The organism is Streptomyces sp. NPDC127106 (genome assembly GCF_042677605.1).
Taxonomy (GTDB): domain Bacteria; phylum Actinomycetota; class Actinomycetes; order Streptomycetales; family Streptomycetaceae; genus Streptomyces.
The window spans coordinates 1-18,518 of sequence record NZ_JBHXTC010000059.1 but is presented as its reverse complement, the minus strand read 5'-3'; the positions used below and the strand labels follow the sequence as shown (position 1 = coordinate 18,518).

The window sequence follows — 18,518 nt, the reverse complement described above, 5'->3', positions numbered from 1 at the left end:
CACCGGCCGCAGCTGTACAGAACCGCGGGGCGGAGTTTGCCACTCCGTACAGAACGGGCGGCGGAAACGCCGCCGGGGGCCGGACACGCACTCGGTGTCCGACCCCCGGCGGGGTGCCTCTACGGGCGGCGGCTACTTCTTGCGGCGGCGGCCGCCGGCGGCCTTCTGCGCCTTGCGGCGCTCGGCACGGGTCATCCCGTCGCCCTCCTCGGCCTCGAAGTCGCCCTCGACCACGCCGCCCTCGCCGTCCACCGTCGGGGCGGAGAAGTGCAGCCGGTCCGGCCGCTGCGGGGTGTCGAGGCCCTTGGCGCGGATCTCCGGGCGCGGGCCGGGGGCCGCCACCGGGGCGGTCTCCTGCACCGGGACCTCCTCGACCTGCTGCTCGACCTGGACCTCCAGGTTGAACAGGTAGCCGACGGACTCCTCCTTGATGCCCTCCATCATGGCGTTGAACATGTCGAAGCCCTCGCGCTGGTACTCGACCAGCGGGTCCTTCTGGGCCATCGCCCGCAGGCCGATGCCCTCCTGGAGGTAGTCCATCTCGTAGAGGTGCTCGCGCCACTTGCGGTCCAGCACCGACAGCACCACGCGCCGCTCCAGCTCGCGCATGATGTCGGAGCCGAGCGCCTTCTCACGGGCCTCGTACTGCTCGTGGATGTCGTCCTTGACGGACTCCGCGATGAACTCGGAGGTGATGCCGGCGCGGTCGCCCGCCGCGTCCTCCAGCTCCTCGATCGTGACCTTGAGCGGGTAGAGCTGCTTGAACGCGCCCCACAGCCGGTCCAGGTCCCACTCCTCGGCGAAGCCCTCGACCGTCTCGGCCGCGATGTACGCGTCGATGGTGTCGTCCATGAAGTAGCGCACCTGCTCGTGCAGGTCCTCGCCCTCCAGGACGCGGCGGCGCTCGCCGTAGATGACCTCGCGCTGGCTGTTGAGGACCTCGTCGTACTTCAGGACGTTCTTGCGCGTCTCGAAGTTCTGGGTCTCGACCTGCGACTGGGCGGACGCGATCGCGCGCGTCACCATCTTGTTCTCGATCGGCACGTCGTCCGGCACGTTCGCCATCGACATCACGCGCTCGACCATCTGCGCCTTGAACAGGCGCATCAGGTCGTCGCCCAGCGACAGGTAGAAGCGGGACTCGCCCGGGTCGCCCTGACGGCCGGAGCGGCCGCGCAGCTGGTTGTCGATACGGCGCGACTCGTGCCGCTCGGTGCCCAGCACGTACAGCCCGCCGAGCGCCTTGACCTCCTCGAACTCGGCCTTCACGGCCGCTTCCGCGCGCTGCAGCGCGGCGGGCAGGGCGTGCGCCCACTCCTCGATGTGCTCTTCGGGGTCCAGGCCCTGCTGGCGCAGCTCGGCCTCGGCGAGGTCGTCCGGGTTGCCGCCGAGCTTGATGTCGGTACCACGGCCGGCCATGTTCGTGGCGACCGTCACGGCGCCGCGACGGCCCGCCTGCGCGACGATCACGGCCTCGCGCTCGTGGTGCTTGGCGTTGAGGACCTCGTGCGGGATGCCGCGCTTGGACAGCTGCCGCGACAGGTACTCGGACTTCTCGACCGAGGTGGTGCCGACGAGGATCGGCTGGCCCTTCTCGTGCTTCTCCGCGATGTCGTCGACGACGGCGGCGAACTTGGCGACCTCGGTGCGGTAGATCAGGTCGGCCTGGTCCTTGCGCTGCATGGGCCGGTTCGTCGGGATCGGGACGACGCCCAGCTTGTAGATCTGGTGGAACTCGGCGGCCTCGGTCATGGCCGTACCGGTCATGCCGGAGAGCGTGTTGTAGAGGCGGAAGAAGTTCTGCAGGGTGATCGTGGCGAGGGTCTGGTTCTCGTCCTTGATGTCCACCCCTTCCTTCGCCTCGATCGCCTGGTGCATGCCCTCGTTGTAGCGGCGGCCGGCGAGGATACGGCCGGTGTGCTCGTCGACGATCATGACCTCGCCGTCGATGACGACGTAGTCCTTGTCCTTCTTGAACAGTTCCTTCGCCTTGATGGCGTTGTTCAGGTAGCCGACGAGCGGCGTGTTCACCGACTCGTAGAGGTTGTCGATGCCGAGCCAGTCCTCGACCTTGGAGACACCGGCCTCGTGGATGCCGACGGTGCGCTTCTTCTCGTCGACCTCGTAGTCGCCGGTCTCCTCGATGCCCTTGAGCGGGTTGCCCGGCTCGCCCCTGGTCAGGCGGGTGACCAGCTTGGCGAAGTCGCCGTACCACTTCGTGGCCTGGTCGGCCGGACCGGAGATGATCAGCGGGGTGCGGGCCTCGTCGATCAGGATGGAGTCGACCTCGTCGACCACGGCGAAGTTGTGGCCGCGCTGCACCAGCTCGTCCTTCGACCACGCCATGTTGTCGCGCAGGTAGTCGAAGCCGAACTCGTTGTTCGTGCCGTAGGTGATGTCGCAGTTGTACTGCTCGCGGCGCTGCGCCGGGGTCATGTTGGCCAGGATGCAGCCGACGGTCAGGCCCAGGAACTTGTGGACGCGACCCATCATCTCGGAGTCGCGCTCGGCCAGGTAGTCGTTCACCGTGATCAGGTGCACGCCGTCGCCGGACAGGGCGTTCAGGTACGCCGGGAGCGTACCGACGAGGGTCTTGCCCTCACCGGTCTTCATCTCGGCCACGTAGCCGAGGTGCAGGGCGGCGCCGCCCATCAGCTGCACGTCGTAGTGCCGCTGGCCCAGGACGCGCTTGGCGGCCTCGCGGACGGTGGCGAAGGCCTCCGGCAGCAGGTCGTCCAGGCTCTCGCCGTCCCGGTAGCGCTGCTTGTACTCGTCGGTGAGCGCACGCAACTCGGCGTCGGAGAGGTTGACGAAGTCCTCTTCGATGGAGTTGACCTGGTCCGCGATGCGGTGCAGTTTGCGCAGGATCTTGCCTTCGCCTGCACGCATGAGCTTGTTGAAGACGGACACCGAGGTTTGTCTCCTTGCCGGTCGGGCCTGGCACTGGTTCGTACGCGGGCACGGAGGGTGGGCCCCACCGCACCGGCCATCGTAAGCGAGGACACGGTCGCGTCGGGAGGTCCGCCATGGCCGCGGGGCGGCATGCGCCCGGATTGAGAACGTACGGGAGGCTGCGAAGGTGCCGCCCGGCACGAAAACTGCTCGCCCGGCCGGGGCCGCGCCAGCAGAATTCGGTCATGGAGCCCACCACCCTGATCACCGAACGGCTGATACTGCGCCCCTGGATCCCCGAGGACGCCGACGGCGTCCACCTGTCCTGCCAGGATCCCGACGTCCAGCGCTGGACCTCCGTCCCCGTTCCGTACGAGCGGGAACACGCGCGCGGCTGGACCTCCGAGATCTCCCCGGACGGCTGGCGGCAGGACACCGAATACTCCTTCGCGGTCTGCCGCGCGGACTCCGGCACCCTCGTCGGCGCGGTCGGGCTCCACGTGCGCGGACCGGCGGCGTACGAGGTGGGCTACTGGGCGGCGAAGGAACACCGGGGCCGCGGCTACACCGTGGAAGCCGTGACGGCGGTGTGCCGCTGGGCCTTCACCGGGCTCGGCGCCGGCCGGGTGGAGTGGCGGGCCGAGGTCGGCAACGCCGGCTCCCGGGCGGTCGCGGAGAAGGCCGGGTTCCGCGTCGAGGGCGTCCTGCGGGCCGCCCTGCCGGTCCGGGGCACCTGGCGTGACTGCTGGGTGGGCGGGCTGCTCCCCGCCGACCTGGGCCTGGAGTCCCGGCTGCCGTACCTCCCGGCACCGGACCGGGGGCCCGCTGTCAGTGCCGGGGCCTAGGCTGCGGCGCATGACCACGCCCACCGCCGCCGTGTCCCTGTCCGCCGACGAAGCGCGCCGCATCGCCCTGCGCGCACAGGGGCTCCTCGGAGCGCCCGACCGGCGCGGCGGGGTGCGCGGGGTGCTGCGCCACCTGGGCGCCGTACAGCTGGACACCATCTCCGTACTGGCCCGCTCGCACGAGCTGATCCCGTACGCGCGCCTCGGCGCGGTGGGCCGCGAGGCGGTCGAGCGGGCGTACTGGTCCGACAGCCACGCCTTCGAGTACTGGTCGCACGCGGCCTGCATCCTGCCGATCGAGGAATGGCCGCACTTCGCCTTCCGGCGCCGGGCCCGGCGGGAGCACGGCTACCGCTGGCACCGGATGAAGGACCGCGAGGGCTCCTGCGCGCTGGTCCTGGACCGGCTGCGGGCCGAAGGCCCGCTCACCTCCACCGCGCTGGGCGGCGCCAAGAACGGCGGCCCGTGGTGGGACTGGTCCGAGACGAAGATCGCGGTGGAGTGGCTGCTCGACGCCGGTGACGTGGTCTGCACCGAGCGGCGCGGCTGGAAGCGGGTCTACGACCTGGCCGAGCGGGCCGTGCCGGACGCGCTGCTGCACGACGACCTGGACGACACCGAGTGCCTGCGCCGCCTCGTCGGCCTCGCCGGGAAGTCCCTGGGGGTCGGCACCCGCGCGGACATCGCCGACTACCACCGGATCAAGGGTGAGCAGTTCGACGCGGTGATCGCCGACTCCGGCCTGGTGCCCGTGGCGGTCGAGGGCTGGACCAAGCCCGCCTGGGCCGACCCGGAGGCGCTGGCCGCTCCCCCGCGCGGCCGGCACCGCACGACCCTGCTCTCCCCCTTCGACTCCCTGGTCTGGGACCGCCCGCGAACCGAGCGGATCTTCGGGTTCAGCCACAAGCTGGAGGCGTACGTGCCCAAGCCGCAGCGCGTGCACGGCTACTTCGCGATGCCGCTGCTGGCCGGCGGCCGGCTCCAGGGGCGGGTGGACCCGGCCCGCGAGGGCCGCACCCTGGTGGCCCGGCAGCTGTCCCTGACCTCGCCGAAGGCGGCCCCGGCGATGGCCGCGGCGCTGCGCGAGGCGGCCGAGTGGGTCGGCTGCGACGACGTCCGGGTGGAGCGCGCGCAGACCCCGCAGGAGGCGGCGGCGGTCACCGCCGAGCTGGCGGCCGGCTGAAACCGGAGGTCTAGCGGATCTCCAGGATCTTCTCCCGCATCGCGTAGACCACGGCCTCCATCCGCGAGTGCAGCTGGAGTTTCTCCAGGATGTTGCGGACGTGGTTCTTCACCGTGTTCTCGGAAATGAACAGTTCCTTGGCGATGTCCCGGTTGTTCATCCCGGTCGCCACGAGCTTGAGCACTTCCACCTCGCGGTCGGTGAGCCGGGGCGCGGGCACCAGCCTGCGCTCGTCCGTCCGCTGGATCATGGATTTGAACTCGGTGAGGAGTTTCGACGCCATCGAGGGGCTGATCTGCGACTGCCCGTCGGCCACCGCGCGGATCGCGGTGGCCACCTCGTCCGTGGAGATCTCCTTCAGCAGGTACCCGGTGGCGCCCGCCTTGATCGCGTCGTAGAGGTCCGCCTCCTCATCGCTGATCGTCAGCATGATGATCTTCGCGGAGGGGGCCACCTCCTTGATCGACGTACACGCCTCGATCCCGCCGCGCCGGGGCATCCGCACGTCCATCAGCACGATGTCCGGCAGCAGGTCCGCCGCCTTGTCCACCGCCTCCGCGCCGTCCCCGGCCTCGCCGACGACCTGGATGTCCTCTTCCTGCGCGAGGACGATCTCCAGCCCGCGCCGGAACAGGGCGTGGTCGTCGACGACGAGCACCCGGATCGGCTCGCCGCCGCCCTCGTCCTCGCGCACCGGTTCGAAACCGTCCGCCATCGTTCCTCCCCCTGCATGTGCCGAGCTGCCCGGCCAACCCGGCGTACGCACCCACCGGTTGACTGCCCGCCATGATTCCATGCCCGCGCTGCCCACCGGGGCTCTCCGGGCGGACGCCTGGCGCATATCCGGTCACAGGGATGCCCCTGCCGGACGCGTCCCGTCCGGCAGGGGCACCGCGCGGAAACCCGACGCGGCTCAGCCGCCCAGCGCTCCGCCCGCGCCTCCCGGACCGGGCTCATCCGTGCTGGAGGCCTGGTCGGAGTTGAGGTGGATCACGCCGTAGTCGTAGCCGTGACGCCGGTAGACGACGCTCGGCATCTTCGTCTCGGAATCGACGAACAGATAGAAGTCGTGGCCGACCAGCTCCATCTCGTACAGAGCCTGGTCGAGCGACATGGGAGACGCCGAGTGCGTCTTCTCGCGGACGATCAACGGGCCTTCGCCCTGTACCTCCAGCGACCCGATCCGGGTCGTGGGAATCGCGTCCGTTTCCTCGGCGGAGACCGGCATGCCGTGCCCGTTCAGGGTCGCGGCGTCCGGCACCGCGTCGGCGACCTCGGCCGCCGAAAGCCTGCCGCTGCCGCGGCGGGTGGCGCGCTTGTCGTGCTGCCTGCGCAGCCGGGCCTCGAGCTTCTCGTGCGCCAGATCCAGCGCCGCGTACGGGTCGGCCGCTGCGGCCTCGGCTCGGATCACCGGCCCGCGCGAACGCAGCGTGATCTCGACACGGTCGGAACGGTCGGCCTGTCGCGGGTTGTGCTCCTTGGACACCTCGACATCCATGCTGATGACCTTGCCGTCATACTTCTGGATCTTGTCCACGTTGAGCTTCTCCGCAACGTGCTTGCGGAACCGCTCGGGCACCTCGGTCTTGCGACCCTTGACGACGATGTCCACGCAGAACTCCGTTCCCGGAGAGCCCGCCTCCGCAAAGGCGAAGCGTCTCCCTTTCGCACCAGGCTCCGGTGTTCACCGGAGCCTCGGACTTGGCGACTTTCACCTCCTCCTCCCCCATCGGCAAGATCTACACCCCACCGACTTCGGAGTCGAGAGACAGTCTCTGACACGAAGATTCAGCAACTGCGAAACGTGCGATCCGACGCGAGCCCCAGGGTCGCCAGTTCCTTACAACCGAACATATCTCTCCATGTCGGTTGTCGGCACCCGCTACCGGAACGTACCTCCGTTCAGGTGTCCAGTCCCTCTCGTTACCTGCAACGATGCGCCTTCCCCATCAGTTCCAAATCTATTCACAGGAATGTTGCTCTGTCCGGGTAGACGACCGGATTCGTACGAAAGACCCGGGCGGAGCCGCCACCACGGCCGCCCCCACCACCGGACCGGCCCCGGCCGCCCCCAGCGCCCGCGCCGCCTCCGCGAGCGTGGACCCGGTCGTCATCACGTCGTCCACCAGCACGATCCGCGCCCCGGCCACCGCTCGCGCACCGCCCCGGCACACCGTCAGCGCCCCGGCGAGGTTCTCCCACCGCTCCCGCGCCCCCAGACCCGCCTGGTCGGCCACCGCCCGCGCCTGGCGCAACACCGACGCCACCCGCGCGGGGACACCGGACCGCCGCAGCCGCCCCGCCGCCGCGAGCGCGGTCCTGCGCACCGGATCGTGCCCGCGCGCCCGCACCTGCCGCGCCGCCGAGGGCACGGGCACCAGGACCACCGCCGCCGGGCCCGCCGCGGGGCGGCCGGCCGGGCCCTGCGCGGCCGCGGCGACCGCCGCCGCCAGGGCCACCCCGAGCGGCCCCGACAGCGCCAGCGCCCCGCGTTCCTTGTGCGCGAGCACGACCGCCCGTACGACACCCTCGTACGCCGCGGCCCCGTACACCGGGGGCAGCCCCCGCGGCCGCCCGGAGGGCCGCACCGGGCCCGCCGCGGCGCCGTCCAGGGCCCGACCGCAGGCAGCGCACAGCACCACGCGCAGCGCCCCGCAGCCGGCGCAGGCGCCCGGCAGCACCAGCCCGGCGAGCTCCCGCCACCACCCCCGCATCCCCTTACTGTGCCCGGCCGCCCCGAAGCCCGCCACGAGCCCGCCGCGCCCTGTGGAAAAACGGGAAAACCCCGGCCGGGCCGAAGCCCAGCCGGGGTTCTCGCCGTCCGCTGCCGTCAGCCCCGGCCGACGGACCGGGATCAGCCCGGGTACACCGGGCTCCGGCCGCCCGCCGCCGCCGTGCGCCACTGCGCCCCCGGCGGCAGCCACACGATGCCGTCCTCGTCCGAGGCGGCCACGACGGGCTTGCGCTCGTCCTCCGTGGCCGCGACCGCGACCAGCCCGGCCGCCCCGGGCAGGCTCGCCGCGACCATCGACCCGTCCGCCAGCATGTACCGGGCCTGCACGACCCCGCCGTTCTCCCGGCCCACCACCAGCAGCCGGCCCCGCGGCGCCCAGCTCACCGCCGTCACGTCCGCCATCTGCGGCGCGACCGGGCGCAGCTCGCGCACCGACACCGCACCCGGCTGGTCGGCCCGGCCGCCCTCGGGCCGCTCGATCCGCCCGATGTAGAGGTGCTTGCCGTTGCCCTTCTGCACCAGCAGCGCGATCCGCACCCCGTCCGGGGCCGCCTTCAGCGCGGTGATCCGCCCGCCGCCCAGTCCCGCCACGTCGATCTTCTGCGCGGCGGTGCCGCCCGCGGGCACCCGGTACAGCGCCGCGTTCTGCGGGTCCTGGTCCGCGACCCACAGGTCGCCCGCCGCGTCCCAGCTCGGGGTGGACAGCCCGTTCGGCTTGGCGCCCTTGCCGGTCAGCACCGGCTGCGGCATCGGGCCGGCCGTCGTCAGGCTCACCAGGTGCAGCCCGTGCCCGTCCTCCGACACCACCGCGGCGCGCTTCTCGTCGTAACTCACGGCCGCGGACCCGACCTTGAAGGCGGGGGCGCCCGGCGGGTTCAGCGGCCCCGGCACCGGCTCCGGCCGGTACTGCTGGTCCTCGCTGTTCACGTCGAGCTTCATCCGCACGAGCCGGTGGTCGGCGTCGACGTAGTACTGGTGGTCGGGGCTCGGCACCCGGCGCGCGATGCCCGCCGCGCCCGCCTCGGTCACCGAGCACAGCGGGGAGCGGTCCGAGCGCAGCAGCTCGACCCGGTCCAGCCGGGACGCCGTCAGGTCCTTGACGGTGAACAGAAGCTGAGTGGCCATCTTCTGGCACTGCGGCTGCGCGACGTCGTTGACCTTGTCGTTGAGCGGCACCCGCAGCGTGTTCTGCCCGTCGTACGTCAGGGACTTGGTGCCCTCCCGCAGCTCCGTGCCGGCCGGGAAGCTCGAAGTCGCCACCGGCCCCAGCCACTTGGACGGACCGGCCAGCAGCGACTGCACCGTCTGCGTCGTGGGGTCCATCCGCGAGTCGGGGTCGTTGCGCTGGCGTACGTACACCGGGTCGGCCACGAGCGCGCCGCCGGCGAAGTAGTACTTGTTGACCGGCATGTAGATGCGCTGGAAGTCGGACTCGCTGAGCACCAGGCTCTTCGGCGGCGTCGCGATCCGCCACTGCTTGTTCTCCTGCACCAGCTGCAGGAACTCCTCGTAGCGGCCGGCCGACGGGTCCGGCTGGTACGCGCTGCGCTCGTCCACCGTCGCGAGCATCTTGCCGGTCATCTTGAAGCGGGGCCCGGCCGGGTCCTTCTCGCCCTGGACGGAGAACCGGTCGATGCCCGCGGAGAGGACGGTGACGGCCGCGCCGGGCTTCCAGTTCTTCGCCGCCTCCTCGGTGAGGTACTTGCGGGCGGTCTGCAGCTGCGGATCGTCGCTGGTCATGGCCTCCAGGAAGCCGTCGACGATGTCGGTCGGGCTCGCCTTGTCCGCCGGCGGCACGCCGAACACCCGCACCTGGGAGTCGACGCCCTGCGAGGCCCGCACCTCGCGGATCTCGCCGCTGTCGGGCATCGAGGCGCAGCCGGCGAGCAGCAGCGCGCCCGCGCCGGCGGCGCAGCCCGCGGCCGCCCGGGCCCGCGCCCGGGCGCCCGCCCGTGCCGCCGCCCCGCGGCCGTCCCTGGCTGCGCGTACGGGCTCAGCGTCCACCTGCTCCATCCTCCTGTGCTGCCTGGTCGGCCGGCCGGGCCACGACACGGGCCCCGTTCCCCGGCAGGGCGGTGGGGTCGGCGGGCACCGGCACCGCCCCGGCGACCGCGGACCGCGGCGGTATCGCCGCGATGTCGGGCCGGGCCGGGGCCTGGGCCCGGTTGCCCCCGGAGCCCTGCGGCCCGGAGCCGGCCGGGCCCGTACCGGTGGCGTCCTGCGGCCCGCCGGCGGCGGCCGCCGCGTCGGCCGCGGCCCTGGCCCGGTTGGCCCGCGAGTCCTCGGGCTCCAGCGGGATCGGGGAGCCGCGCAGCGGCTCGTCGGCGGTCCGCGGCAGCGTCAGCCGGAACTGGGAGCCGCCGCCCGGCTCGCCCCAGGCCTGGAGCCAGCCGCCGTGCAGCCGGGCGTCCTCGACGGCGATGGACAGGCCCAGGCCGGTGCCGCCGGTGGTGCGGGCCCGCGCCGGGTCAGCCCGCCAGAAGCGGTTGAAGACCCGGGTGGCCTCGCCGGGCTTGAGGCCGACGCCGTAGTCGCGTACGGCGATGGCGACGGCACCGCCCGCGGACGCGAGCCGCACGACCACGTCACGGCCCTCGCCGTGCTCCACGGCGTTGACGACGAGGTTGCGCAGCACCCGCTCCACGCGCCGGGCGTCGGCCTCGGCGATCACCGGCTGGGTGTCGCCGAGGACCCGGATCCGGGTGCCCTTGTGTTCGGCGAGCGGCTCGGCGCCCTCGACGACCCGGTGGACCACGTCACGGAGGTCGATGGGCTCGGCCTCCAGGGCCGCGGCGCCCGCGTCGAACCGGCTGATCTCCAGGAGGTCGGCCAGCAGCGACTCGAAGCGGTCCAGCTGTCCGGCGAGCAGCTCGGCGGAGCGCGCGGTCACCGGGTCGAAGTCGACCCGGGCGTCGTGGATGACGTCGGCGGCCATGCGGACGGTCGTCAGCGGCGTGCGCAGCTCGTGCGACACGTCGGAGACGAACCGGCGCTGCATCCGCGACAGGTCCTCCAGCTGCTGGATCTTGACCTGGAGGTTCTGCGCCATCTTGTTGAACGCCTCGCCCAGGCGCGCGATGTCGTCCTCGCCGGTGACCTTCATCCGCTCCTGCAGCCGCCCGGCCGACAGCCGCTCGGCGATGCCCGCGGCCATCCGCACCGGTGTGACGATCTGCCGGACGACCAGCCAGGCGATGGCGCTGAGCAGCACGACGACGAACAGTCCGGCGGTGGCGATCGTCGACTTGACCAGGTTGAGGGACTCCTCCTCCTGCGTCAGCGGGAAGAGGTAGTACAGGTCGTACGGGTCCCCGTTGATGTCGGTGAGCCGCTTGCCCACGACCAGCGCGGGCTCGGGCGACTTGTCGCCCGCCCCGTCCGTGTACTTGATCTGCGAGAATGTCTTGAACGTGCCGGTGGCGTGGTTGACGGCCTTGCGCAGCTGCGGCGGGATGCTCGCGGTCGGGTCGACGTTGCCGGAGGCACGGGCCCCCTTGACGCCCGACGCGCCGGCCCCGCCCGGCTGCGTGCCGGTGCCGGTCGTCCCGGCGCCGGTCCCCGAGCCGCTGTCCGTGCCGGCACCGAGGGCGACGACCTCGAACGCGGTCTGGCCGCCACTGGCGAGCTGCTTGACCAGCGAGTTCATCCAGGTGCTGGCGTCCCGGCCCACCTTGTTGTCGGTGGCGTCGGGCCCGTCCACGGTCGCCGGCGTGTTGGCCTTCTCCTGCGCGACCGCGAAACCGCCTGCGGCCTGACTCTGCGCGGCCTCCTCCTTGGCGTCGAGGAGACCCTTGCTGACCTGCGCGATCACGACGAAGCCGAGCGCCAGCACCACGGCCAGCGACATCAGCATCGTCGCGGCGACGACCCTCAACTGGATGTTGCGCCGCCACAGCCGGACAGCCGGCAGCAGCGGCCGCCGCACCAGTCGTACGAACAACCGCAGCACGGGCCCGCCGGGCGCTCCGTCCTGGAGCAGCCGGCCGGCCCGCAGGGCCCCCCAGCGGGAGCCGCCCCGCGGCCTGCCGGGCTTCACGTCAGCTCGGTCCTGCCTTGTAGCCGACACCGCGCACCGTCACGACGATCTCGGGGCGCTCCGGGTCCTTCTCGACCTTGGAGCGCAGCCGCTGCACGTGCACGTTGACCAAGCGGGTGTCCGCGGCGTGCCGGTAGCCCCACACCTGCTCCAGCAGCACCTCACGGGTGAAGACCTGCCAGGGCTTGCGCGCGAGCGCGACCAGCAGGTCGAACTCCAGCGGGGTCAGCGCGATGGAGGTGCCGTCCCGCTTGACCGAGTGCCCCGCCACGTCGATGACCAGGTCACCGATGGTGAGCTGCTCGGGGGCGGGCTCCTCCGACCGGCGCAGGCGGGCCCGGATGCGGGCCACCAGCTCCTTCGGCTTGAACGGCTTGACGATGTAGTCGTCGGCCCCGGACTCCAGGCCCACGACCACGTCCACCGTGTCGCTCTTCGCGGTGAGCATGACGATCGGCACCCCGGACTCGGCCCGGATCAGCCGGCACACCTCTATGCCGTCCCTACCGGGCAGCATGAGGTCCAGCAGCACCAGGTCCGGCTTCGCCTCCCGGAAGGCAGCCAGTGCCTTGTCACCGTCCGCTACGAACGACGGCTCGAAACCTTCTCCACGCAACACGATGCCGAGCATCTCGGCCAGTGCGGTGTCGTCGTCGACGACAAGGACGCGTCCCTTCATGCTTGACATCATCCCATTAGCCAATCGTTACCCGGCGGTGAGCTGTCCCACAGCCAAAAAGGCTGGAAATCGACCCTCGAACCTGCGTGGGGAGGACACCGACCAGTCTGCCCCGGACTGGGGCGACAATTGAAGGCGGACCGGCGCGGATCGGGGGGACGGCCGGTCCGCACACCGTTCCCACGTGGCACGATGGCAGCCGACCAGCGCCCCCGCCCCACCAGGTGCACGTGAAGGAGCGAGAATGAACGACTCTCCGGGCCGGGCCGTGCCCGGACCCTCCCCGTCCGACGGCGAGCGGCCTGGCGCACCCGACGGTCAGCAGGGCGGGGGCCCGCAGCAGGGCGACACCGCGCCCCGGCCCCCCGCCGGCGGCCAGAAGTGGTCCGCCGAGCAGCCGCCGCCCGGCGAGTGGCAGAGCCCCGGCGCGCCCCAGCCGCCCCAGCCCGCCCCCGCCCCCACCGCGGTCCCCCAGCAGCCCGCCCCGCGCAGCTGGGCCGCGTCCACGGGCCCCACGGGACCCGCCGCCGGCCAGCAGGCCCCGTACGGCGGCCAGTACGGCTACCCCGGCGGCCCCGGCCCCTGGGGCAAGCCCCCGGCCGCCAAGCCGGGCACCATCCCGCTGCGCCCCCTCGACATGGGCGAGATCCTCGACGGCGCCGTCGCCACCATGCGCGGCCAGTGGCGCTCGGTCCTGTCGATCTCCCTCGTCGTGGCGACGATCGTGCAGGTCGTCGACCTCGTCCTGAAGAAGTACGCGCTGGCCGACCTGCCCGCCCCGGACCCCGAGGCCGGCCCCGGCGCCCTCCTCGACGCCATGGGCGCCAGCCTGATGTCCAGCAGCGCCAGCCTCCTCATCCAGTTCATCGGCGGCATCCTGGCCGCCGCGCTGCTCACGATGGTCTTCAGCCGGGCCGTCCTCGGCCGCAGCTCCACCGTCGCCGAAGCCTGGCGCGACGCCCGCCCGCGGCTGCCGCACCTGGTCGGTCTGACCCTGCTGCTCGGCCTCGGCGCGGCCGTCCTGGTGGCCGTGCTGCTCCTGCCCGCCGTCCTCGCCCGCAGCATCGGCCTCGCCCTGCTCGGCGCCTTGGTCGCCTTCCCGCTGCTGATCTGGCTGGGCATCAAGTTCAGCCTGGCCTCGCCCGCGCTGATGCTGGAGAAGAGCAGCATCCCCACCGCACTGCGGCGCTCCTCCAAGCTCGTCCGCGGCTCCTGGTGGCGCATCTTCGGCATCACCGCCCTCACCGCGCTGATCACCGGCTTCATCTCCGCCGTGATCATCTACCCGCTGCTCTTCCTGGGCGCCGCCGTCTCCGGCAGCGGATTCAGCGGCTTCGAGGACGGCACCCTCCTCGACGACTGGACCTTCCTCGTCATCCTCGGGATCGCCTCGGTCATCGCCCAGACCATCACGCTGCCCATGCAGTCCGGCGTCACCGTCCTGCTCTACGTCGACCAGCGCATCCGCCGCGAGGCCCTCGACCTGGAGCTCGCCCGGGCCGCCGGTCTGGAGAACTACGGCACGGACCCGACGGCCCCGCCCACCGGAGGCTGACCGGGCGATGACGGCCAGGGGGGACCTCATCACACGCACCGCGGCGCTCCTGACGGGAGAGCCGACGCCACCGGTGACGACACCGCGCGAGCCCGCCCGCGAGGCGGCCGAACGCGAGCTGTCCAAGCAGCTCTACCACCAGGACGACCCCGGGCTGCTCCAGCGCGCCCTGGACCGCTTCTGGGCCTGGGTCGGCGACCTCTTCGACCGGGCCGGGAGCGCCACTCCGGGCGGCACCCTCGGCCTGGTCGCCGTCGCCGTGCTGGTCCTCCTCGCCCTCGCCGCCCTGTGGTGGCGGCTCGGCGCCCCCCGCCGCACCGCCACCGGCGGGGCCGCCCTCTTCGACGAGGGCCCGGCAAGTGCCGACGACCACCGCACCGCCGCCGACGCCCACGCGGCCGCGGCCCGCTGGAACGAAGCCGTCCAGGAGCGCATGCGCGCCATCGTCCGCTCCCTCGAGGAACGCACCCTCCTCGACCCCCGCCCCGGCCGCACCGCCGATGAGGCCGCCGCCGAAGCCGCCCGCGCCCTCCCCGGCCACGCCGCGGACCTGCACGCCGCCGCCCGCACCTTCGACGACGTCACCTACGGCGGCCGCACCGCCGACGCAGACACCTACGCCCGCCTGCGCACCCTCGACCTCACCCTGACCCGTACGAAGCCGCTCCTGACGGGACCCCCGGCATGACCGCCCCCACCCCGCCCCCGGCAGCGGCCCCGGCCCCCACCCCCGCCACGGGCACCCCCGGCACCCCCGCGCCCGGTCCCACCGCCGCCGCCGGCGCCACCCCCGCGGCCGTGTGGCGCCGCGCCCGCGGCTTCCTCATCGCCCTGGCCATCCTCCTGACCGCCGCCATCGCCCTCGCCGCCCTCTCCTCCGGCACCCACCACGGCCGCCTCGACCCCCGCTCCCCCGACCGCGAGGGCAGCCGGGCCGTCGCCGAACTCCTCCGCGCCCGCGGCGTCACCACCCGCGTCGTCACCACCGCCGAAGAGGCCGCCGCAGCCGCCGGCCCCGGCAGCACCCTCCTGGTCACCGACCCGGACCTGCTCGGCGACCACCGGCTCCGCGCCATCCGCTCCGCCGTCGACCTCTCCGGCGGCCGCACCGTCCTGCTCACCCCCGGAGCCACCGCCCTGGCCGGCCTGGCCCCCGCCGTCCACACCGCCGGAAGGGCCCACGAGCGCACCCTCATCCCCGGCTGCGCCCTCACCGCCGCGGCCACCGCCGGCCGGGCCGACACCGGCGACGGCCGCCGCTACAGCACCACCGCACCCGGGGTGACCGCCTGCTACCCCAGCGGCGGCCACCCCACCGTGCTCGTCCTCCCCTCCACCACTTCCGGCGGCGACACCGTCCTCCTCGGCTCCGAGCGCATCCTGCTCAACGAGGACCTCGCCCGCGAGGGCAACGCCTCCCTCGCCCTGCAGCTCCTCGGCACCCGCCCCGACCTGGTCTGGTACCTGCCTTCCGTCGCCGAGCTCCAGGACGGCGAGACCGAGGAGAAGTCCTTCCTCGAACTGGTCCCGGCCGGCTGGCACTGGGCCCTGCTCCAGCTCTTCTTCGCCGCCGCCGTCGCCGCCGTGTGGCGCGCCCGCCGCCTCGGCCCGCTCGTCACGGAGCGGCTGCCCGTCGCCGTCCGCGCCTCGGAGGCCACCGAGGGCCGCGCCCGCCTCTACCGCAAGACCGCCGCCCGCGACCGCGCCGCCACCGTGCTGCGGGCCGCCACCCGCGAACGCCTCGCCGCGCTGGTCGGCGTACCGTCCGCGCACACCCACGATCCCGCGGTCCTCGTCCCCGCCGTCGCCGCCCGCCTCGCGGACCCCGGCCGGGACCTGACCGCCCTCCTCTTCGGCACCGCCCCCGCCGGCGACGCGGCCCTCGTCGTGCTCGCCGACCACCTCGACGCCCTCGAAAGAGAGGTCCGCACCTCATGACGGCCAGCACGGACAGCGCCCGCTCCTCCCTGGAAGCGATCCGCACCGAGATCGGGAAGGCCGTCGTCGGCCAGGACTCGGCCGTCACCGGGCTCGTCGTGGCCCTGCTGTGCCGCGGCCACGTCCTCCTCGAAGGCGTCCCCGGCGTCGCAAAGACCCTCCTGGTACGGGCCCTGGCCGCCTCCCTCGACCTGGACACCAAGCGCGTCCAGTTCACCCCGGACCTGATGCCCAGCGACGTCACCGGCTCGCTCGTCTACGACACCCGCACCGCCGCGTTCTCGTTCCAGAACGGCCCGGTCTTCACGAACCTCCTCCTCGCCGACGAGATCAACCGCACCCCGCCCAAGACCCAGTCCGCCCTCCTGGAGGCCATGGAGGAGCGCCAGGTCACCGTCGACGGCACCCCGCGCCCGCTGCCCGATCCGTTCCTGGTCGCCGCCACCATGAACCCGGTGGAGTACGAGGGCACGTACCCTCTCCCGGAAGCCCAGCTGGACCGCTTCCTGCTCAAGCTGAACGTCCCCCTCCCTTCCCGCGAGGACGAGATCGGTGTCCTGACCCGGCACGCCGCCGGCTTCAACCCGCGTGACCTCCGGGCCGCCGGCATCCGCCCGGTCGCCGGGGCCGCCCAGCTCGAAGCCGCCCGCGACGCGGTCGCCGCCGTCGCCGTCTCGCCCGAGATCGCCGGGTACGTCGTCGACGTCTGCCGCGCCACCCGCGAGTCGCCCTCCCTCACCCTCGGCGTCTCCCCGCGCGGCGCGACCGCCCTCCTGGCCACCTCCCGCGCCTGGGCCTGGCTGACCGGCCGCGACTACGTCACCCCCGACGACGTGAAGGCCCTGGCCCTGCCGACGCTGCGCCACCGCGTCCAGCTGCGCCCGGAGGCCGAGATGGAGGGCGTCACCGCCGACGCCGTCCTCACCGCGATCCTGTCCCACGTCCCCGTTCCCCGCTGATGGCCGCGCCCACCGGACGCGTCGCCCTGCTCGCGGCTCTCGGCAGCATCCCCGTCGGCATCCTCGAACCGAGCTGGGCGGGCATCCTCGCGGTCAACGCCCCGCTCGCCGTGGCCTGTGCGGTCGACTACGCCCTCGCGGCCCCGGTCCGCCGCCTGGTCCTCACCCGCTCCGGCGACACCTCCGTACGCCTCGGAAACCCGGCCGAGGTCCACCTCACGGTCACCAATCCCGGCTCCCGCACCCTGCGCGCCCGCATCCGCGACGCCTGGCCCCCCAGCAGCTGGCTGCAGGGCACGGAACAGCAGGCGTCCCGGCACACCGTGCGCATCCCGCCCGGGGAACGCCGCCGCCTGACCACCCGCCTGCTGCCGACCCGGCGCGGCGACCGCCACGCGGACCGCGTCACCATCCGCTCGTACGGCCCGCTCGGCCTGCTCGCCCGCCAGGGCACCCACACCGTCCCCTGGACGGTGCGGGTCCTGCCGCCCTTCACCAGCCGCAAGCACCTGCCCTCCCGGTTGGCCCGCCTGCGCGAGATGGACGGCCGTACGAGCCTGCTGACCCGCGGCGAGGGCACCGAGTTCGACAGCCTGCGCGACTACGTGCCCGGCGACGACACCCGCTCCATCGACTGGCGGGCCACCGCCCGCCAGGACAAGGTCGCCGTCCGCACCTGGCGTCCGGAACGCGACCGGCACATCCTGATCTGCCTGGACACCGGCCGCACCTCCGCCGGCCGCGTCGGCGACGCTCCCCGCCTGGACTCCGCCATGGACGCGGCCCTGCTGCTCGCGGCCCTGGCCTCCCGGGCCGGGGACCGCGTGGACCTGCTGGCCCACGACCGCCGCCCGCGCGCCCAGGTCCAGGGCCGTTCGGCCGGCGACATCCTGCCGGCCTTCGTCAACGCCATGGCCACCCTGGAGCCGGAGCTCGTCGAAACCGACGCCCGCACCCTCGTCTCGACCGTCCTCCGCAACGCCCCGCGCCGCTCCCTGGTGGTCCTCCTGACGAGCCTGGACGCCGCCCCGGTGGAAGAGGGCCTGCTGCCGCTCCTCCCGCGCCTCACGCAGCGCCACACGGTCCTGCTGGCCTCGGTCGCCGACCCGCAGATCGCGGAGATGGCCCGGTCCCGCGGCTCTCTGGACGCGGTCTACGAGGCCGCGGCCGCCGCTCAGACCCGGGCCCAGCGCCGCCGCACCGCCGACCAGCTGGCCCGCCACGGCGTCCACGTGGTCGACGCCACCCCGGACACCCTGGCCCCGTCCCTGGCCGACGCCTACCTCGCTCTGAAGGCCGCTGGCCGCCTGTGACGGCCGGCGGCTGGCATCAGCGGTTGAGGTCGAAAACGACCGCACCGCGGTTTTCGTATGCCTTGGGCTCCAAGGCCAAAGTGCTTCGCCAGGTAGGCACGGGTCTGCTCCGCCCGTTCCCGCCTCTCCTCGTCGTTCAGCATACTTTCAGCGAACTCCTGAACCAGGGCTCGAATAGGACGTGCCGCGGGACTCGGCGATGACCGCAAGGCGATCGCGCACCTCAGCCGGCACTCGGATCACGGGATCGGACCTGGGCCGCGTTTACAGCGGTGTCTACGCGAACGACCCGTAAACGCAGAAAAGCCCCGCACCACACCCTGAACGGGCTGGTGCGGGGCTTCCCGCAATGATTGTTCGGCGGCGTCCTACTCTCCCACAGGG

The 18,518-nt window shown here is 73.0% G+C and carries 15 protein-coding genes; 7 read left to right on the top strand and 8 right to left on the bottom strand.

Annotated elements, in window-relative coordinates; genetic code table 11:
• Positions 1–132: 132 nt before the first annotated feature.
• The gene (secA, locus tag ACFVGY_RS31840; RefSeq protein ID WP_385684033.1) at positions 133–2,910 is read right to left on the bottom strand and encodes a preprotein translocase subunit SecA; all 2,778 of its coding nucleotides are present in this window, start codon (positions 2,908–2,910) and stop codon (positions 133–135) included.
• A gap of 227 nt (positions 2,911–3,137) precedes the next feature.
• Here secA and ACFVGY_RS31835 point away from each other — a divergent pair, with 227 nt between their 5' ends.
• Positions 3,138–3,737 (top strand): GNAT family N-acetyltransferase, encoded by a 600-nt coding sequence (locus ACFVGY_RS31835; protein ID WP_385684030.1) that lies wholly within the window; start codon positions 3,138–3,140, stop codon positions 3,735–3,737.
• A gap of 10 nt (positions 3,738–3,747) precedes the next feature.
• Entirely contained in the window at positions 3,748–4,920 is a 1,173-nt protein-coding gene (locus ACFVGY_RS31830; RefSeq protein WP_385684027.1) for a winged helix-turn-helix domain-containing protein, read from the top strand.
• A gap of 10 nt (positions 4,921–4,930) precedes the next feature.
• On the opposite strand, the gene ACFVGY_RS31825 is transcribed toward ACFVGY_RS31830, so the two are convergent.
• The 6 genes from ACFVGY_RS31825 to mtrA all read right to left on the bottom strand — a co-directional run bounded on the left by ACFVGY_RS31825 (position 4,931) and on the right by mtrA (position 12,381).
• Entirely contained in the window at positions 4,931–5,635 is a 705-nt protein-coding gene (locus ACFVGY_RS31825; protein ID WP_360637593.1) for a response regulator transcription factor, read from the bottom strand.
• 198 nt (positions 5,636–5,833) lie between these two features.
• Entirely contained in the window at positions 5,834–6,532 is a 699-nt protein-coding gene (hpf, locus tag ACFVGY_RS31820; protein ID WP_385684024.1) for a ribosome hibernation-promoting factor, HPF/YfiA family, read from the bottom strand.
• A 349-nt stretch (positions 6,533–6,881) separates the two neighbouring features.
• Entirely contained in the window at positions 6,882–7,634 is a 753-nt protein-coding gene (locus tag ACFVGY_RS31815) for a ComF family protein (protein WP_385684021.1), read from the bottom strand.
• A gap of 140 nt (positions 7,635–7,774) precedes the next feature.
• A complete protein-coding gene (locus tag ACFVGY_RS31810; protein WP_385684018.1) occupies positions 7,775–9,658 on the bottom strand; it encodes an LpqB family beta-propeller domain-containing protein in 1,884 nt (627 codons plus the stop codon).
• Positions 9,648–11,690, bottom strand: coding sequence for an MtrAB system histidine kinase MtrB (gene mtrB, locus ACFVGY_RS31805; RefSeq protein ID WP_385684015.1), 2,043 nt, complete (start codon positions 11,688–11,690; stop codon positions 9,648–9,650). Before mtrB ends, ACFVGY_RS31810 begins: the two co-directional genes overlap by 11 nt.
• 1 nt (position 11,691) lies before the next feature.
• The gene (gene mtrA, locus ACFVGY_RS31800) at positions 11,692–12,381 is read right to left on the bottom strand and encodes a two-component system response regulator MtrA (RefSeq protein ID WP_385430457.1); all 690 of its coding nucleotides are present in this window, start codon (positions 12,379–12,381) and stop codon (positions 11,692–11,694) included.
• A 232-nt stretch (positions 12,382–12,613) separates the two neighbouring features.
• On the opposite strand from mtrA, the gene ACFVGY_RS31795 reads away from it, so the two are divergent.
• From ACFVGY_RS31795 to ACFVGY_RS31775, 5 genes are read left to right on the top strand one after another with little or no spacing between them, the layout of a single operon-like run.
• Positions 12,614–13,924 carry a glycerophosphoryl diester phosphodiesterase membrane domain-containing protein gene (locus ACFVGY_RS31795; protein WP_385684011.1) on the top strand — a complete coding sequence of 437 codons (1,311 nt, stop codon included), beginning with the start codon at positions 12,614–12,616 and terminating at the stop codon, positions 13,922–13,924.
• A gap of 7 nt (positions 13,925–13,931) precedes the next feature.
• Positions 13,932–14,612: a DUF4129 domain-containing protein gene (locus ACFVGY_RS31790; protein WP_385684008.1), complete on the top strand. Its 681-nt coding sequence runs from the start codon at positions 13,932–13,934 to the stop codon at positions 14,610–14,612.
• Positions 14,609–15,862: a DUF4350 domain-containing protein gene (locus ACFVGY_RS31785; protein ID WP_385684005.1), complete on the top strand. Its 1,254-nt coding sequence runs from the start codon at positions 14,609–14,611 to the stop codon at positions 15,860–15,862. The genes ACFVGY_RS31790 and ACFVGY_RS31785 overlap by 4 nt, the downstream gene beginning before the upstream one ends.
• Positions 15,859–16,821 carry an AAA family ATPase gene (locus ACFVGY_RS31780; protein ID WP_385684002.1) on the top strand — a complete coding sequence of 321 codons (963 nt, stop codon included), beginning with the start codon at positions 15,859–15,861 and terminating at the stop codon, positions 16,819–16,821. The genes ACFVGY_RS31785 and ACFVGY_RS31780 overlap by 4 nt, the downstream gene beginning before the upstream one ends.
• Complete coding sequence (locus tag ACFVGY_RS31775) at positions 16,821–18,134, top strand: DUF58 domain-containing protein (protein WP_385683999.1); 1,314 nt, start codon at positions 16,821–16,823, stop codon at positions 18,132–18,134. Before ACFVGY_RS31780 ends, ACFVGY_RS31775 begins: the two co-directional genes overlap by 1 nt.
• A gap of 147 nt (positions 18,135–18,281) precedes the next feature.
• Here ACFVGY_RS31775 and ACFVGY_RS31770 read toward each other — a convergent pair whose 3' ends face one another.
• Positions 18,282–18,356 (bottom strand): hypothetical protein, encoded by a 75-nt coding sequence (locus ACFVGY_RS31770; protein ID WP_385684084.1) that lies wholly within the window; start codon positions 18,354–18,356, stop codon positions 18,282–18,284.
• Between the last annotated feature and the right edge of the window lie 162 nt (positions 18,357–18,518).

What these genes read in the sequence shown, in the direction of transcription:
- mtrA (WP_385430457.1), bottom strand. Translation starts at nt 12,381, where the DNA reads ATGATGTCAAGCATGAAGGGACGCGTCCTTGTCGTCGACGACGACACC.
- ACFVGY_RS31825 (WP_360637593.1), bottom strand. Translation starts at nt 5,635, where the DNA reads ATGGCGGACGGTTTCGAACCGGTGCGCGAGGACGAGGGCGGCGGCGAG.
- ACFVGY_RS31790 (WP_385684008.1), top strand. Translation starts at nt 13,932, where the DNA reads ATGACGGCCAGGGGGGACCTCATCACACGCACCGCGGCGCTCCTGACG.
- ACFVGY_RS31815 (WP_385684021.1), bottom strand. Translation starts at nt 7,634, where the DNA reads ATGCGGGGGTGGTGGCGGGAGCTCGCCGGGCTGGTGCTGCCGGGCGCC.
- ACFVGY_RS31830 (WP_385684027.1), top strand. Translation starts at nt 3,748, where the DNA reads ATGACCACGCCCACCGCCGCCGTGTCCCTGTCCGCCGACGAAGCGCGC.
- ACFVGY_RS31775 (WP_385683999.1), top strand. Translation starts at nt 16,821, where the DNA reads ATGGCCGCGCCCACCGGACGCGTCGCCCTGCTCGCGGCTCTCGGCAGC.
- ACFVGY_RS31835 (WP_385684030.1), top strand. Translation starts at nt 3,138, where the DNA reads ATGGAGCCCACCACCCTGATCACCGAACGGCTGATACTGCGCCCCTGG.
- ACFVGY_RS31785 (WP_385684005.1), top strand. Translation starts at nt 14,609, where the DNA reads ATGACCGCCCCCACCCCGCCCCCGGCAGCGGCCCCGGCCCCCACCCCC.
- ACFVGY_RS31780 (WP_385684002.1), top strand. Translation starts at nt 15,859, where the DNA reads ATGACGGCCAGCACGGACAGCGCCCGCTCCTCCCTGGAAGCGATCCGC.
- ACFVGY_RS31795 (WP_385684011.1), top strand. Translation starts at nt 12,614, where the DNA reads ATGAACGACTCTCCGGGCCGGGCCGTGCCCGGACCCTCCCCGTCCGAC.